The 16500-nt window shown below is 68.4% G+C and carries 11 protein-coding genes; 3 read left to right on the top strand and 8 right to left on the bottom strand.

Features of this window, described 5'->3' with window-relative positions; genetic code table 11:
- Positions 1-55: 55 nt before the first annotated feature.
- On the bottom strand, positions 56-1276 hold the full coding sequence (locus tag GV027_RS03410; RefSeq protein WP_159510998.1) for a YdcF family protein: 1221 nt from the start codon (positions 1274-1276) through the stop codon (positions 56-58).
- A complete protein-coding gene (locus GV027_RS03405; RefSeq protein ID WP_159510997.1) occupies positions 1273-3837 on the bottom strand; it encodes a TonB-dependent receptor in 2565 nt (854 codons plus the stop codon). Before GV027_RS03405 ends, GV027_RS03410 begins: the two co-directional genes overlap by 4 nt.
- Positions 3838-3953: 116 nt before the next feature.
- On the opposite strand from GV027_RS03405, the gene GV027_RS03400 reads away from it, so the two are divergent.
- A complete protein-coding gene (locus GV027_RS03400; RefSeq protein ID WP_159510996.1) occupies positions 3954-5072 on the top strand; it encodes an ROK family transcriptional regulator in 1119 nt (372 codons plus the stop codon).
- Positions 5073-5087: 15 nt separating this feature from the next.
- Here the strand turns inward: GV027_RS03400 and GV027_RS03395 are convergent, their stop codons facing one another.
- The 5 genes from GV027_RS03395 to GV027_RS03375 all read right to left on the bottom strand — a co-directional run bounded on the left by GV027_RS03395 (position 5088) and on the right by GV027_RS03375 (position 12729).
- Positions 5088-6404 (bottom strand): MFS transporter, encoded by a 1317-nt coding sequence (locus GV027_RS03395; protein WP_159510995.1) that lies wholly within the window; start codon positions 6402-6404, stop codon positions 5088-5090.
- Complete coding sequence (locus tag GV027_RS03390) at positions 6401-7294, bottom strand: ROK family protein (protein WP_159510994.1); 894 nt, start codon at positions 7292-7294, stop codon at positions 6401-6403. The genes GV027_RS03395 and GV027_RS03390 overlap by 4 nt, the downstream gene beginning before the upstream one ends.
- Entirely contained in the window at positions 7291-9093 is a 1803-nt protein-coding gene (locus GV027_RS03385) for an alpha-amylase family glycosyl hydrolase (RefSeq protein WP_159510993.1), read from the bottom strand. Before GV027_RS03385 ends, GV027_RS03390 begins: the two co-directional genes overlap by 4 nt.
- Positions 9094-9106: 13 nt before the next feature.
- Positions 9107-11629: a TonB-dependent receptor domain-containing protein gene (locus GV027_RS03380; protein ID WP_159510992.1), complete on the bottom strand. Its 2523-nt coding sequence runs from the start codon at positions 11627-11629 to the stop codon at positions 9107-9109.
- A 116-nt stretch (positions 11630-11745) separates the two neighbouring features.
- Complete coding sequence (locus tag GV027_RS03375) at positions 11746-12729, bottom strand: LacI family DNA-binding transcriptional regulator (protein WP_159510991.1); 984 nt, start codon at positions 12727-12729, stop codon at positions 11746-11748.
- A 284-nt stretch (positions 12730-13013) separates the two neighbouring features.
- Here GV027_RS03375 and GV027_RS03370 point away from each other — a divergent pair, with 284 nt between their 5' ends.
- Together GV027_RS03370 and GV027_RS03365 are read left to right on the top strand one after the other, a co-directional pair.
- The gene (locus tag GV027_RS03370) at positions 13014-13949 is read left to right on the top strand and encodes a DMT family transporter (protein ID WP_201302566.1); all 936 of its coding nucleotides are present in this window, start codon (positions 13014-13016) and stop codon (positions 13947-13949) included.
- A 34-nt stretch (positions 13950-13983) separates the two neighbouring features.
- The gene (locus tag GV027_RS03365; RefSeq protein ID WP_201302565.1) at positions 13984-15453 is read left to right on the top strand and encodes a sugar porter family MFS transporter; all 1470 of its coding nucleotides are present in this window, start codon (positions 13984-13986) and stop codon (positions 15451-15453) included.
- An 8-nt stretch (positions 15454-15461) separates the two neighbouring features.
- Here the strand turns inward: GV027_RS03365 and GV027_RS03360 are convergent, their stop codons facing one another.
- Positions 15462-16415 (bottom strand): LacI family DNA-binding transcriptional regulator, encoded by a 954-nt coding sequence (locus tag GV027_RS03360; protein ID WP_159510990.1) that lies wholly within the window; start codon positions 16413-16415, stop codon positions 15462-15464.
- Positions 16416-16500: the final 85 nt, after the last annotated feature.

Below are 16500 nucleotides of genomic sequence, written 5' to 3'. Positions count from 1 at the left end.
AGGGTGGGGGTTGGGGGATTTGTGTTTGCGGGGGCGTGCCGCCGGGAGGGGCCGGTCATGGGTCGAGCGGATCGCGGGGATCCTGGCGGAGCGACTGGCGCGACGGGCGGAATTCGAGGTCGTAGACGGACAGCCGTCGGCCGATCGCGCCGGGCATATAGCCGAGCTCGGCGGTGTTGCGCGTGGTGAAGGTCGGGCTTTCGACATAGGCGCTCTGCTGCGCGTCGGTGACGATCAGCGTCGGCCGGTCGAGCGGGATGCCGAGCGCGACCATCCGCCGCGTGGCGTTGCGCAGATTGGTCGTCGTGTGCCGCGCATAGGGTTCGAGGATGATGCGATCGGCGGGAATTGCGTAGCGCTCGATCAGCGCGCGGCGGATCTCGACGGCTTCGACGAAGCGGGTGCCGCGCGGGTGGACCGCGCTGCCCGAGACGAGGATGAACGGGGCGAGCCCCTGGCGATAGCGTTGCGCGGCGAGCAGCGCGTGGAGCTTGCTGCGCGGGCTGAGCCGTGTGGCGCTGTCCTCCGGCCCGACGCCGGGCACGATCAGCGCGGTATAGCGGAAGGCGGCCCAGTCGGTGCGTGCGGCTGCGGCACGGACGCCGGCATTCTCGCGGTCGTCGAGCGGTTCGAACAGTGTCGCCGCGGTCGCGTCGTTACCATCGAGCAGCGCAAGCGCGAGCGCGACGCTGCCGTCGAGCGTGTCGGGCGCAGCGCCTGAGGCGGCGCGGGCGAACTCGATCCCGACTGCGACGCCGTCGGCGAAATACGGGACCGCGGGGGTGAAGACGGGGCCGTCGATCGCGGGATAGCGTGACGGATGGCCGAGCCCATAGACGCGAAGCACCGCGTTCAGCCCGTCGAGCTCGGCATCGATCGCCGCGACCGGTGCGAGATCCGCGTTCGCCGCGAGCGGCGGCAGCCCGCGCTTGCCCGCGAGCCGATCGAGGATCGCGACGAGCGCGGCGCGATCCCCGGTCGTCCAGATCGCCGCCTCGATCGTGCAGGCGGCTGCGATGCCGCACGCCGCGCGCCGCGCGGTGCGGGCGGCCTGCAGCGTCCCCATCGCCGGGTCGCGGTCGAGTGCCTGCGCCCAGCGCGGCGTAGCGCGTAACGCGCCGAGCCGGGGAAACAGGCGCTGCGAAAGCGCGTCGATCGGGGCGTCGGGGGATCGCCCGACCTGCCCGGTTGCCGCCGGCGCCGGTCCCTGCGCGGCGAGCGGCACCGATGCGGTGGCCGCCAGCGCCACCGCGAGGATCATCCGCAGGCCGGTCACCAGGACTTGCTGACCACAAGGCGGACGTTGCGCCCGAAGATCGGACGGCCGTAGATCGCGTCCGCGGTGCCCTGGCCGCTGAGCTGGTCGGTGCGCGTATTGCCCTCGGTCAGGCCCTTCGCATTGAAGATGTTGTCGCCGACGACCTGCATCTGCCACGTGTCGCGCGTCAGCGTGATGCCCGCGCCGACCGTCCCATAGGCGGGCAGCGCGGTGTTGTTGAAGAAATCGACATAGCGTTTCCCGACATATTCGTAGCGACCATAGAGCTGGACCGCATTGCCGGCGATGTCGAAATCGACCGAGGGGCGGATATTGCCATAGACCTTGGGCTCGCGGACGAGCTGGTTCCCCTCGACATCGCCCGCGCTGGCGCCGTTCGCGTTGACGAGGCTCTTGTACTTGGGATCGCTGACCGTGAGCGCGCCGGTGACCGCAAAGCCGTAGGGCAGCGCGAGATTGCCGTCGATCTCGATCCCCTTGATGTCCGCCTTGCCGACGAACGGGACCGACTGGTCGTTGCGGCCGGTGACCGGGTCGAGCGCGACGAACGAGGCGTTGAGCGGGTCGTAGCGCGTGTAGAAGCCGATGACATAGAGATAGGACCGGCCGAACGCGGCCTTCAGCCCGACCTCATACTGGTTGGCCTTGGGCGTCAGGATCGTCGGGTTGATCTGATAGGTGACCTGCGTCGAGGGCGGGGTTTCGAGATGCGAGGCGCGCGCATAGGCGCCGAGATGGCGGGTGACGTCGTAGTTGATGCCCGCGGTCCAGTTGGTGATGTCGGGCGCGAGCGAGGAGCGGATGATCTGCCCGGTAAAGGCACGCACGGCATTGTCGGCGAGCGTCGTCGGGTCGCCGAGATTGGCCGAGGTCGTCGCAAAGGCATAGCCGTCAAAGCTGTAGCGTTCGTGACGGATGCCGCCGTCGATCTTCAGCCCCGGGGTCAGTTCCCAGGTGTCGTTGGCGTAGAAGGCGTACATCGACGCGTCGGTATTCCCGCGGTTGAGCGTGGTCGTGTAGCGCAGCACGCCATTGTCGGTCACCGAACCGAGCGCCTGGCCAGCGGCGTTATAGGCGATCAGGTCGAGCGTGCGCGGCTTGCCCCGGACCTCGAGCAGATAGTCCTGATAGGCGACCTCGTTGGTTTCGCCGTACAGGCTGCCATAGACGCCCACGCGCAGGTCGTGCGTGCCGAAGCCGGTCGCGATCGAGCGGGTGACGCTGAGATCGCCCTGGGTCGAGTAGAATTTCGACGTGACGTCGCGGAACTGGGCAGGGACGACCAGGCCGGAAGCCGCATTGGGGTCATAGACCTCGGCGCCGTCGGTGCCGGCGATTGCATAGCCGAGGCGGGTGACACCCGCGCCGAAGGCGGTGCGTGCGGCGGTCAGATAGCTGCCCGCAAACGCGGTCGCGTCGGACGGATTGCTGGTCGAATAGAGCGCGTTGAAGTGGAGCTTGCCGATGCTGACCCCGCCCTTGGCGGCGACCTTCCAGCCGTCATAATCGGCGTCATACTGAACGCCGACATTGCCGAACTGCGTATGGCGGCCATTGCCGAGATCGGCGCCGACGTTGCGCGTCGTGCCGTCGGCCTCGCGGTAGCGGATCGTCGCGTTGCGCAATGCGGGCGAGTTCATCGTGCCGCTGAAGAAGTCGATATACTGGTTGAGCGACTTGGACGGATCGCGCGGGTCGGCGGTCGGGATCGGCAGGTAGAAGACGTTGTGGTCGTTCAGGTAATTGCCCGACACGCGCAGCGACCCGTTCGAGAAGTCATGCTTGATGTTGGCGCGGACCTGGCCGCCGCGGTCGTTGGGGAAGCCGTTGTCGCGATAACCGTCGTGGCGGCGAAGGAAGCCGCCGATCGCGTAATAGGTCGAATCGTCGATCGGCCCGGCCTGATAGCCGTCGATCCGGTAGAGGCCGGTGTCGCCGAGCGTGAGCTGCGCCTTGCCGCGCACCGTGTCGGTGCCCGAGACGGTGATGTTGTTGACGATCGCGGCGGCATAGCTCGCATAGACCGGGGCGGGGCCGCCGCGGACGACCTCGACGCGCTGCGTCATCAGGTCGAAGCGGTTGAGGCTGTCGCCGCGGAAGAAGTTGCCGTCATTCTCGTGGAACAACGGCAGCCCGTCCTGCTGGAAGGTGACGAGGCCGCCGTCGCTGGGCAGACCGCGCAGCCGGATGATGTTCTGGACCTCGCCGCCGGTATTCTCGACCGCGAAGCCCGGCAGCTTGCCGAGCAGATCGGCGAAGTTGAGCGGTGCGAGCTTCTGGATGTCGGCATTGCTGAGCGAATTGACCGCATAGGAGACGTCGAAGCGACGCTGTTCGCGCGCGGAGCCGGTGACGATGATGTCGGTGCCGGCGACGGGGTCGGTTTGGGCGGGGTCGGCCTGGGCGGGATCAACCTGCGCGGGGTCGCTGGCCGGGTCGGCAGCGGTCGCGGTGGTGGCGGCGGGGGCCGACGGCGCCGTCTGTGCCCAGGCCGGCGTCTGTGCCGCAATCCCCAGCGCGATCAGCGCACATCCCGAACGCAAGCCGTGTTTTGTCATGATTGTTTCTCCCACCCGATTGATATGTCAGCCGTTGGTCGGGGAATATGACAAAATTAATTAATTTCACGAAATAAACTTATCGGCTATCTGGTGCGGCGAAGGGACGTGTGCGGATGGCGATGTCGCGGTTGAGACTGGATGACGACGAGCGGCGCGTGATGCAGATCCTGCGGTCCTGGGGGGCACGGTCGCGCAAGGACCTCGCCGCCGATCTGGGGATGAGCGCGACCAAGATCACGCGGCTGTCGGCGACGCTGCTCGCGCACGGGCTGATCGAGGAATGCCCGGGGGCGGCCCCGGTCGCGCCCGGCCGCCCCGCGGTCCCGCTGCAGATCTCGCCCGAGGCGGGATATGGGGTCGGGGCGATGCTCCACCGCGGGCTGCTTGAGGTGGCGCTGGTCGATTATGCGGGCGGCGTGATCGCGCACCGATCCGCGCCGTTCGACGATCCCGATCCGCGCGTGTTCGCGCAGCGGGTGACGACCGCGATGCACGAGATGGCGATCGCGAACCGGCTGCTCGGTCGGCGGCTGCTGGGCGTCGGGATCGGCGTGCCGGGTGCGGCGCTGTCGATCGAGGGGACGCGGCGCTGGACGGTCGACAGCCTGGCGGCGTGGCGCGGGATCGACCTGAAGGCGTTGTTCGAGGAGCATATCGGCCACCCGGTGTGGATTGAGAACGACGCGAACGCCGCGGCGCTCGCCGAATATTATGTCGGCGGACTGATGCGGCGCTGTTCGACCGCGGTCGTCATCCTGCTCGGGCACGGGATCGGCGCGGGAATCATCGTCGAGGGGCGAATCCTGCGCGGGGCGATGGCGAGCGCGGGGGAGATCGGCTGCCTCTACCCGACCAGCGCGCCGCGCCCCTCGACGCTCGACCTGTTGTCGACGTTGCGCGAGGCGGGCTGCGCGATCGACTCGCTGGTGGATTTCGACCGGGTGATCCAGGGCTATGAGCCGGTCGTCGACGCGTGGGTGCGCCGGGCCGCGGGGCAGATCGGGCCGATCATCAACTGGGGCATCGCCTGGATCGATCCGGGTGAGTTCGTGATCTCGAGCCCGTTGCCGACGCCGATCCTCGACGCGCTGGTCCGCCACATCGATTTCGGCGCGATGCACATCGGCGACCATTGCAGCGTCCCGCCGCGCATCTCGGTATCGACGCTGCAGGGTGCGGCCGCGACGATCGGCGCGGCGCTGATGCCGATCCACGCGACCGCGGTCGGCTGACGCCCGGCCCCGCCGTTACGACGCCGATCGCGTCGCCGTCGCGGGCATCCGGACCCGCAGCGTCGCGGCCGCGCCGAGCACCATCAGTGCGCCCGACACATACAGGATGTTGCGCGGGTCGCCGCCGAGCAGTGACTGGTAGAAAAGCGGGACGGTCAGGCTCTCGATGATCATCGGGATGACGATGAACATGTTGAAGATGCCCATATAGACGCCGTTGCGTTCGGGCGGGATCATGTCGATCAGCATGACGTACGGATTGCCCATCATGCTCGCCCAGCCGATGCCGATGCCGAGCATCGCGACGAACAGCCCCGCCTCGTCGCTTATGCCGGGGATCGCCAGCATCGCGACGCCCGATGCGAGCAGGCAGGCGGCATGCGCCGTCTTCGCACCGAAGCGGCGGGCGACCGGCACCAGCGCGATCGCCGCGACGAACGCGACCGCATTGTAGAAGGCGCCGAGCTGGCCGACGGTCAGCACGGTATCGCGGAACGCGACGCTCTTCGCATCCGACGTGCCGTGCAGCGAGCGCGCGACCGCGAAGGTGATGAACTGCCAATAGGCGAACATCGCATACCATTGGCACAGCATCGCCAGCGCGAGCTGGCGCATCGGCGGGGGCATCTCGACCAGCGCGGTCTTGAGGTCGCGCAGCGTGCCGCCGAGCGTGAGCGGTTCCTTCGCCAGCCGCGCCTTTTCCTCCTCGGGCAAGGGTAGCTCGGGCACGCGCAGCACCGACCAGAGGATCGTCGCAAGCGACAGCACCGCGCCGATCAGGAAGGCGATCCGCGTGATGTCGGGAATGCCGTTGCCGTCGACCGCATCCTTGTTGAAGCCGATCCAGACGAGCAGCGACGGCGCGAGATAGGACAGGGTCTGCGCAAGGCCGGTGAACGCCGACTGGGTCAGGAACCCTGCGGCGCGCTGATCATCGGGCAGCCGGTCGCCGACATAGGCGCGGTAGGGCTCCATCGTCACGTTGTTGGCGGCGTCGAGCACCCACAACAGGCTGGCCGCGACCCACAAAGTCGGGCTGTACGGCATGGCGAGCAGGCACAGGCTGCACAGCACCGCGCCGACGAGGAAATAGGGGGTCCGCCGCCCGATCCGGGTCGAGGTCCGGTCGCTCATCGCGCCGATGAGCGGCTGGATCAGCAGCCCGGTCACCGGCCCCGCGAGCCAGAGCAGCGGCAGGCTCGCCTCGTCCGCGCCGAGATAGCCGTAGATCGGCGCCATGTTGGCCTGTTGCAGGCCGAACGAGAATTGCAGCCCGAGAAAGCCGAGATTCATCTCGATGAGGCGGATCAGCGACAGACGGGGTTTGGTCATCGACGCGCCCTTTGTGCGAGTGCCAGCGCGCCGAGCAGACCGGCGCGGTCGCCAAGTCCCGGCGCGACGATGAGGGTGGCATAATCGCGGGTGCCGAAATAGCCGTTCGCCATCCGAGCGGCATGGTCGCGAACCCGGTCGAGCAGCCCGGCGGTTCCCAGCACGCCGCCGCCGAGGACGATCCGCCGCGGCGACAGCAGCGCCTGCTGCGCGACGACCAGCTGGGCGAGATAATAGGCGACGATGTCATGCGCGGGATGATCGGGGCCGAGCTCCGACAGTGACGCGCCCCAGCGCGCGGCGATCGCGGGTCCGCTCGCCAGTCCTTCGAGGCAGTCGCCGTGGAACGGGCAGGTGCCGGCGAAGTCGCGGTCGTCGGGATGCCGGCGGGGGAGGATATGCCCCATTTCGGGGTGGCGGCTGCCATGCACGGGGCGTTCCTCGACCAGCGCACCGCCGCCGATGCCGGTGCCGACGGTAACGTACACCGCGATGTCGGCGCCGGTGGCGGCGCCCCACAGGCTCTCGGCAAGGATCGCGCCGTTGACGTCGGTGTCGAACCCGACCGGGCAGTCGAGCGCGCGCGCGAACGGGCCGACCAGATCGGTGCCGCTCCAGCCGGGCTTTGGCGTGTCGACGATCCGGCCCCAGCCGGGCGACGAGCGATCGAGATCGACGGGGCCGAACGAGGCGATGCCGAGCGCATCGAATGCGCCCCATTCCGCTTGCGCCGCGGTGAAGAATTCGAGCGCGGCGCCGAGCGTCTCGTCGGGCGTCGTGGTGGGGATGCGTGCGGTCCGGAGGACGGTGTCGGGATCGCGTGCGACGCCGAGCACGAACTTGGTGCCCCCCGCCTCGATGCAGCCGAACAGCGGCGGGGCGGCGGTCATGCCGAGGGCCCTGCCCAAAGCACGCTCCAGGGACCGATCATGGCGTCGTCTCCGATGGGGGTATCCGCCACCCGGTCGTGCCAGCCGGCGAGATCGCCGACCCGGACCGCGTAGGGCGAGAAGTTGAGGAAGACGCGGTCGCTGCCACAGGCGATACCGAGCAGCGCGGACGTCGACGTGGCGATCGTCGCGGGCGCGCCGGCCCCGCCGCTGGCGATGCGCGCGGTGCGGAGCGCCCTGATGTCGCCGGAAATGCGAAGGGCGGCAGCGCGGTCGAGCGCGTCCCAGTCCATCACCGGGCGGTGCAGCCAGCGCCCCTCATGCGCGCGATCGGGATCGTCGCGATAGCTGTGGTCGTTAAGCAGGCCGGCCTCGTCGCCCATATAGAGCGTGGCGAGTCCGCCGCTGGCGATCGACAACGCGTTGAGCAGCGCGATGCGGCGGAACGCATGCTCGCGCTCCTCATCGGTCTGCGCGGCCTCGAGCCCGGCGAGCGACGCCATCGTCCCGTTCGAGCCGTGCAGCACCGAACCGTCGGACTGGAACGGTTCGCCCCGCGCCCAGCTGCCCTCCGCGCCGTCGAGAAACTTCGCCGCTATGGTCAGCCGCGCGACGGGGTCCGGGTCGATCCCGGCAAGGTCGCCGATCACCGCACCCCAGCCGATATCGTCATGGCAGCGCGCATAGCTGAGCCAGTTCGCGCCGCGCGGCAGGCCGCCGCTCGCCGCGACGATCGCGTGGGGCAGCGCGGCCGACTGCTCGGCGAGCCCGACCCAGCCGGCAACCATCAGCGAATTGTTGTAGACGAGATGGCATTCGGGCTCGAACCCGCCATCCCAGTCCGACCCCTCGTCCGCGCCGAAATAAGGCGGGACCAGCGCGGTCGGGACGATCGCCTCAGCCTTGAGCAGGGTCGCGGGGGCGACGATGTCGAGCGCGGCGCGCAGTGCGCGGACGATGTAATGCGCCTGCGGCCGGTTGCGGCAGTCGGTACCGAGTTGCTTCCAGAGGAAGGCGATCGAATCGAGCCGGAACGCCTCGAACCCGTGATTGGCGAGCCGCAGCATCGTGTCGACGATCGCGAGCATGACCTCCGGATTGGCCCAGTTCAGGTCCCACTGGAACGGGTAGAAGGTCGTCCAGACCTGTCCGCCCATCGCCGGGACAGGCGTGAAATTGCCCGGTGCGGTGGTCGGGAAGACCTGCAGCAGGTCGGCCTCATAGGCCTGCGCTTCGTCGTCGCCAAGGACGTGGTAGAAGGCGCGGTAATGCGGATCGCCGTCGCGCGCCGCCTGCGCCCAGGCATGATCGTCGGCGGTATGGTTGAGCGCGAGATCGACGCACAGGCTGATCCGCCCCTCGCGCAGTCGTGCGGCGAGCCGCTCGACATCGGCCATCGTCCCCAGCCGTGGTTCGACCGACAGATAGTCGGCGACCGCGAAGCCGCCATCGCTGTCGCCCTCGCGCGCCTTCAACAGCGCGAGCAGGTGGAGATAGCGGACGCCGAGCGATTCGAGATGGTCGACATGCCCGATCAGACCCTCGACCGTCCCGGCGAACCGGTCGACATAGGTCGAATAGCCGAGCATGTCGGGCGCGACGAACCAGTCGGGGTCGGCGAGCCGCGCCTCGTCGAGGGCAGCCATCGCGGCGGGCCGTTCGGCGGCCCGCTCGCGCAGGATCGCCTCGAGCCGCGGCCAGATCGCCAGCCCGGTACTGCCATACAGGCGTTCGAGCTGGCGGCGCAGGCGGGGCCCGAGCGCCGCGAGGCGACGCTCGGTGGGGGAGGATACGCGCACCTGGGTCGGCCGATCAGAAGCCGAAGCGGACGGCGGCGGAGATCGTGCGACCGGTGATCGACCGGGCGCGGACGATGCCGTTGGTCGGAATCGCACCCTCCTCGGCCTCGGTGATGCCCTTCACGTCGAACAGGTTGTTGCCGTTCACCGACAGCGTCACATTGTCCGCCGGGCGGATCGAGACGAACGCGTTGACCTGCGTATAGCCCGGCATCTTGAGGACGTTGTTGTCCTGCGCATAGCTGTCGGTGGTGCCGATCACGTTCGCGCCGATCGTCACGCGGTCGAAATCGACCTGTGGCGTCGCCTGATAGATGAACTTGGCCTGGCGACGCGGGCGGTTGCCCTCGACCCCGGGGTTGAGCACGTCGCGGGTGATCTCGGCATCCGTATAGGTGCCGCCGGCCGAGAGCGAGAACGGCCCGCGTGCGATCCGGCCCTCGATCTCGACGCCCTTGGCGTCATATTCGCGGTTGAAGAAACGCTGTGTCGTCGCCTCGAAATTCTGTTCCTCGGTGCGCGCCCAGAATCCGGTGGCGTAGAGCGAGACGCCGCCCTGGCGGAACTTGAACCCGCCCTCGAGCTGGCGGACGAAATCGACGGCTGCGCCCTGGTCGGTCAGCCCGCCCGTCGCGGTGTTGATCGAGGGGCCGAACAGCAGGCGATCGGCATTGGCACGCCCGCCGCGGCTGTAGCGACCGAACACCGCGGTGCTGTCGGTCAGGCGGAAGTTCACGCCACCCGAATAGGACAGGTAATCATAGTTATAGTCGAGCGGCGAGCGGGCGTTGGGGATCACCGCGACCTGACGCTCGGCGGCCGAGATCACGCCGTCGCCGTTGATGTCGAACGTCGTGATGCCGCTGCCGAAGGCGGCGCCGAGATCGGAGCCGGCGACGCTGCCGCGCGCGCGACCGAAATCATAGCGCAGCGACCCGTCGATGTTGAACCGGCCGAGCTCGAGCCCGAGCTGCGCGAACGGCGCGTAGGTCGTATAGTCGAGATCATAGGAGCGGCGGCAGCAATTGCCGAAGAAGCTCGCCGAATAGCCGGGGACGCCGTTCTGCGTGACGGGCACGCCCGCCGCGGTGCGGACGTCGACGAGTTCCGAGCGGCCATTGTCCGCGACGGTCTGGACGGACGAGGTCCACAGCCAGTCGCTCTTGATGTCCTGCCGCGAGGCATAGAAGCCGCCGGTGACCGCCAGCGACCCGCCGGCGAACGGCAGCGAACCGTTCAGGCGGATGTCGTTGGTGATGTTGTTGAGGCTCTTAAGGTCGACGTCGAACAGGACGATGTTGGCGAGTAGGCCGTTGCCGTTGAGCGAGGCGGGGTCGCCGATGCGCTGACCGGCCTGCGCACCGCTGGCGTAGAAGAGCTGGGCGCCCGCGCCGCCGATGCCGTTGGCGATCGACTGCGCCGAATCGACGCTGGCGGGGAAGGGCGAGGTGAAGCCGCCCGAAATGTCGGCATAGCGGAACCGCTCGACGATGTTCCAGTCGTCCGCGAGCGGGATCTGCGTCTCGAGGCCCGCCGAATAGACGACCGGGTGCTGGCCGTCGCGGATCGAGCGCGTGGTCAGCCGGTTGTTGCCGTCGAGCGTCTGCGCGGTACGGATGTTGGCGCTGTGCAGCGTCCCGTTGTTGATCGAGAAATTGGCGATGCTGCTGTAATCGGGGTCGCTGTTGCTGCCCGTGACGCGCACCGGGTTGGGGAGATAGCCGATCGCGCGGTCGTCGAGATACTTGCCGTACAGCCGGACATAGCCGCCATTGTCGAACGACTTGGTGATGTTCGCCTTGAGCTGGCCGCCCTTGACGCCGTCGAAGCCGACCTCGCGCTGGCCGTCGCCGATCCGGTAAAAGCCACCGACATGATAGGTGACGCTGTCCGAGAGCTTGCCGCCCTGGTCGAAATCGACGCGGAATTCGCGGTAGTCGAGCCCGCTCGACAGCTGGAACGCGCCGCCTTCCTGCTCGCCGGTCTTCGAGATGAAGTTGATCACGCCGCCGGGCGAGTTGGACGCGAAGGTCGAGGCGGAGCCGCCGCGAACCGACTCTACGGTGCGGACGTTGAAATCGGCGCGCAGGAAGATGTCGGCATTGCCGAAGGTGATGTCGCCGAACTCCAGGATCGGCAGTCCGTCTTCCTGGAGCTGGAGGAACTTCGAGCCGCCCGATGCGACCGGCAGGCCGCGGACCGAGATGTTCGCGTTGCCGTCACCGCCCGACGCCTCGACCCGGATACCGGGCAGGTTGCGCAACAGCTCGCCCGAGGTGCGCGGCGCGAGCTGGATCAGCGCGTCGGAGCCGATCGAGCTGGTCGTGATCGAGGTGTTGAGGCGGTTGGTGCCACGCGCAACCGCGGTGACGACGATGTCGTCCTGGCCGTCGATCGGCGCTGGCGTCGCGGCGGTGTCGTCTGACACGCCTGCGGTCTGAACGGGGGTGTCCTGGATGGGCGTGGTCTGCGCTGCGGCCACCGTCGCGAAGGACGTGGCGGCGATTCCGGCGAGCAAAACGTAACGTGCTTTCATGATATCCTCCCTGCGCGGTGGCTTTCTATGAAGCCCAGAATCGCCTCATACGCTTTTCACAATCGATTGCAAGACTCGTTATGCAATCGATTGCGAAGCGGCTCAGGCGGAGCGGTTCAGGCGGACTGGCGTTCGATCAGGACGGGCGTGACGATCGCGGACCCGGTCGCGTTGCCCGCGATCCGCTGCATCAGGCGATCGACCATGAGCGCGGCGCCCTCGGCGAGATCCTGGCGGATGGTCGTGAGCGCGGGGGAGGTGTGCGCGGCCAGCGTGACGTCGTCATAGCCGATTACTGCGGTGGTGGTGGGGACGTCGATCCCGGCTTCGGCGAGCGCGCGCAGCACGCTCATTGCGGCGACGTCGGACGCGGCGAAGATGCCGTCGGGGGGCGGCGCGGCGGCGAGCCGTTGCGCCATCGCCGCGTGCACGGCCTCCGGGGTCATCGACGTTTCGAGCAGCTCGCAGGCGAGCCCCGCCTCCGCAGCGGCGGCGGCGAATCCCGCGTAGCGATCGGCGAATTCTGGTGGGGCGGGGTCGCCGACGAACATCAGACGGGACCGGCCCTGGTCGATCATGCGGCGGCCCGCGAGTCGGCCCCCCGCGATATTGTCGGAGCCGATCGTCAGATGGTTCTGGTCCGCCCGGTACGCGCCCCACACGACTAGCGGCGCATAGCGGTGCGATACGCGTTCGATCACCGCCCCCTGGTCAGACTGGCCGACCAGGAGCAAGCCATCGATGCGGCCGCTGTCGACCAGCCGGTCGAGCCAGTCGTCGCCGTCGGGGATGACCCGCGACAACAGGATGTCATAGCCGCGCTCGACCAGCAGATCGGCGAGCAGCCCGAGCAAGGTCAGGAAGAACGGATCGGTGAGATGCTGCGTGCGGGCATGGCCGAGTGGCAGGACCAGCCCGATCGCGCCGGTGCTCTTCAGCCGCAGGTTGCGCGCGAGCTGGTTGGGACGGACGTCATGTTGCTGCGCCAGCGCCTGGATGCGTGCGCGGGTCTGAGCATTGACGGACGAATGCCCGGCCAGAGCCCGTGACACGGTTGCGGTCGAAACGCCGGCGAGCACGGCCAGATCGGCGAGCTTCATTGCGATAGGATATCCTCATCGTCACGGGTGATCGCCCGGTCGTACCGTCAGCCGCGCCAAGCCGCAATTGCGCGCGATCGAAGCGGAGTTCTTACGACGTACGACGCTAAAACAGAAAACGTTTTCTGTTGCGTCCTGCACGTGCTGCCGGTACTGGCGGGATACGCAAAGCGACAGAGCTGTGTGCCGCCCCGCCATAAGGTGACGTCGGGGCGGTGGCGGCGTTCGCTCGTGCCCGCGGCTCCGGGGAGTCGTCACCGTCCACGCCAGCCCGAGAGACGCAATTGAGCATCGATCTTACCATTCAGAGCCATGGCGCGCGTCTGGCGGCCATCGGCGGCGTGCCGCTGGCGTTCCTGGCTTATGCGGCCTTCGCGTTCAGCGACGCGTCGGTGCGGCTGCTCGAAGGCGCGTTCAGCCCGTTCCAGGTGACGTTCACCGGTGCGCTGCTTGGGCTGGTCGCCTTGCCCTTCGTGCGCGCGCCGGGCGACCGTCTGCTTGACGTGTTCAGCGCGACGCGCCGCTCGCTATGGCTGGCGCGCGCGATCGGATCGTCGATCAGCGGCCTGTCGAGCGTCGTCGCGTTCACGCGGCTGCCGATGCCCGAGGCGTTCGCGCTGATCTTCCTGATGCCGATGCTGGTGACGTTGCTGTCGATGCTGTTCCTGAAGGAGCAGGTCGGTGCCTGGCGCTGGGCGGCGGTGGCGATCGGCTTCGTCGGCGTGCTGATGGTGCTGCGACCCGGACTGCGAGCCTTCGATCTGGGCCATGGCGCGGCGATGCTGTGCGCATTGTCGAGCGCGATCGTCATCGTGCTGTTTCGCGCCGGTGGTGCGGGCGAGAAGCGTGTGTCGATGCTCGGCGCGGGGCTGATCGGACCGCTGGTGATCAACGGCGCGGCGCTGCTGTGGCTGCAGGCGTTCCGCTGGCCGGACGGGGCCGAGATGGTCCTGCTCGCCGGCTATGGCCTGCTCGCGATCCTCGGCCAGGCGCTGCTGATGCTCGCGGCACAACGCGTCGCGGTCAGCCGGATCGCACCGCCGCAATACAGCCAGATGATCTGGGCCGTCGGGCTCAGCTACACCGTGTTTCACCAGAGCGTCGACCTGCCGACCTTTGCCGGCATCGCCGTCATTATCGGCGCCGGCCTGCTGACTTGGGCGCGCGAGCAGATCCGCCTGCCGTCCTGGCGTCGCCGCTTCGCGCTGCGCCCCCGCTGAACCGCCTTTCAACGACCACGGAGTCCTCCACGTTTTGACAGATCACAGCATCGCCCCATCCCTGACGCGGCGCAGCCTGACGGCGCGCAACGAGCCAAGAATTCCCGAACCCTATGCCAATGGCGACCGGTTGCTGCGCACCGCAGCGTTCGTCGCCGCGGTATGCGGGGCGCTTTATGGCTATGACACGGGGATCATATCGGGGGCGTTGCTGTCGATCACCGACGAGTTCGGGCTGGATCACCGCATGCAGGAGATCGTCACCGCGGCGATCCTGGCGGGCGCGGTGATCGGTGCGCTGGCGACGAGCTGGCTGTCCGAGCGGATCGGCCGCAAGCTGTCGGTGATGGGGGTGAGCGCGCTGTTCACGCTGGGCGCGATCGCCTGCGCGATGGCGCCGAGCGTCGGCGCGCTGATCACCGCGCGTGTGTTCCTGGGCATGGCGGTCGGCGGATCGACGCAGGTCGTGCCGATGTACATCTCCGAACTCGCGCCGCAGCATCGTCGCGGCAATCTGGTGACGATGTTCAACGTCGCGATCGGCGTCGGAATCCTGCTCGCCAGCATCGTCGGGTTCGGGTTGCACGACGTCTGGAGCTGGCGGACGATGGTCGCGGTCGCCGCGATCCCCGCCGCGATCGTCTTCGTCGCGATGGCGTTCATGCCGCGCAGCCCGCGCTGGGCCGCGGAGAATATCGGCATCCACGCCGCGATCGACGTGCTGCGCCGCGTGCGTACCACACGCCGCGAGATCCGCCATGAAGTCACCCAGATCCGCGATGCGACGACCGACGCGGATCCGGCCGATAGCAGCTGGCGCGGCATTCGTCAGGCCTGGGCGCGGCCTGCGCTGATCGCGGCGCTGGGGGTCGCGTTCTTCACCCAGTGCGGCGGGCTGGAGATGATGATCTACTATGCGCCGACCTTCCTGTCGGGGGTGGGGTTCGGCAAGGAGTCGGCGCTGCTCGCCAGCCTCGGCGTCGCGATCGTCTATGCGGTGATGACGCTGCTCGGCTGTCTGTTCGTCGACCGGATCGGGCGACGGCGGCTGATGCTGGTGATGATCCCGGGATCGGTCGTCAGCCTGATCGGGCTTGGCATTATGTTCGCCAGCGGCGCGCATGGCGGGTGGCAGGGCTGGCTGACGATCGGCTTCCTGCTGGCGTTCATGCTCTTCAATTCGGGCGGCATCCAGGTGTGCGGCTGGCTGCTCGGCGCGGAGATGTTCCCGCTGGCGATGCGCGGCCCCGCGACCGCGCTGCACGCGGCGATGCTGTGGGGCAGCAACCTGATCGTCACGGGGACCGCGCTGTCGCTGGTCCATGCGATCGGGCTGGGCTCGACGATGTGGGTCTATGCCGGGGTCAATCTGGCGTCGTTCGTGTTCGTGCTGTTCTTCGTGCCCGAGACGGCGGGCGCAAGCCCCGAGGATATCGAGACCGCGCTGCGCAACGGTCGGTTCCGCCCGACGCGCGGCCACACCGCGATCGCCGCCGCCGCCTGACCTGAAGCTCAGGCGGGGCTGACGATCGTCCCGTTAAAGACGAGCCGGACGGCGTCGCCCCCCGCACCGGTCATGCGTTCGACGAGCAGCGCCAGCGCGGCATGCGCCATCTCGTCGACCGGCTGCTCGACGACGATCGGCGCGGCGTCGAGCAGGCGCAACCAGGCGGCGTCGTCGAACCCTGCGAGCCGGACGGGAGATGCCTGCGGTTCGGTTCGGCCGCGTAACACGACCGCCGCCTCGAGCATCAGGAACGTGTCGCCGACGAGCACCGCGTCGCAGGCGGTGTAAGCGAGCGCGGTCCGCACGCAGGCCGCGCGCGCTGCGGGGTCGTGCGGGACGTCGATGATCCGGGCTGGAAGCGCGTGGCGGTCGAGCGCGGCCGCATAGCCACGACGGCGGTCGACCGCGGTGCTGCCGCGTTCGCCGAACAGACCGGTGATCCGCCGACAGCCCGATACGTGTAGCGCGTCAACCAGCGCGCCCGCCGCGCCGGCATTGTCGAGCCGGACGCTGTCGACCTGCGGCGTCCCCTCCACCCGATCGACCAGCACGAGCGGCGTCGCGGTCTCGGGCACGCCGCCGGCGCGCGTGGGGGCGAGGATGATGCCCGATACGCGCTCGTCCTCGAGCAATTGGAGGTAATGGCGTTCGCGCGCGGGATCTTCGCCGCTGTTGCACAGGATGACGCGCAGCCCCTCGCGCCAGGCATAGCCCTCGACCGCCTGGACGAAGGCGACGAAGAAGGGGTTGCCGATATCGGGCACGATCAGACCGATCACGCTCGCGCGCGTCGAACGCAGCCGCCGCGCCGCCAGATTGGGGCGATAGTCGAGCGCGGCGAGCGCGTCGTCGACGCGGCTGCGATAGGCGGGGCGGACGGGCTTGCCCGACAGGACGCGCGACACCGTCGCGATCGAGACGCCGGCGCGTGCAGCGATGTCCTTCAGTCCGATCGTCACGTGCCTCAGCCCTTTTCCCCGCCGACCTCTAGGCGGCGGCGGGTGTTTGTCCACCGTGATGGGACAGAGGTGCGTTTGACCGCGG

Origin of the sequence: Sphingomonas sp. T1 (assembly GCF_902506585.1) — a bacterium.
Taxonomy (GTDB): Bacteria; Pseudomonadota; Alphaproteobacteria; order Sphingomonadales; family Sphingomonadaceae; genus Sphingomonas; species Sphingomonas aerolata.
The sequence above is the reverse complement of the archived record's forward strand: the minus strand, read 5'-3'. Positions and strand labels throughout refer to the sequence as shown.

Bases quoted from the DNA above. Each gene is read 5' to 3' on its own strand.
- GV027_RS03405 (WP_159510997.1), bottom strand. From the start codon at position 3,837: ATGACAAAACACGGCTTGCGTTCGGGATGTGCGCTGATCGCGCTGGGG.
- GV027_RS03400 (WP_159510996.1), top strand. From the start codon at position 3,954: ATGGCGATGTCGCGGTTGAGACTGGATGACGACGAGCGGCGCGTGATG.
- GV027_RS03395 (WP_159510995.1), bottom strand. From the start codon at position 6,404: ATGACCAAACCCCGTCTGTCGCTGATCCGCCTCATCGAGATGAATCTC.
- GV027_RS03390 (WP_159510994.1), bottom strand. From the start codon at position 7,294: ATGACCGCCGCCCCGCCGCTGTTCGGCTGCATCGAGGCGGGGGGCACC.
- GV027_RS03380 (WP_159510992.1), bottom strand. From the start codon at position 11,629: ATGAAAGCACGTTACGTTTTGCTCGCCGGAATCGCCGCCACGTCCTTC.
- GV027_RS03375 (WP_159510991.1), bottom strand. From the start codon at position 12,729: ATGAAGCTCGCCGATCTGGCCGTGCTCGCCGGCGTTTCGACCGCAACC.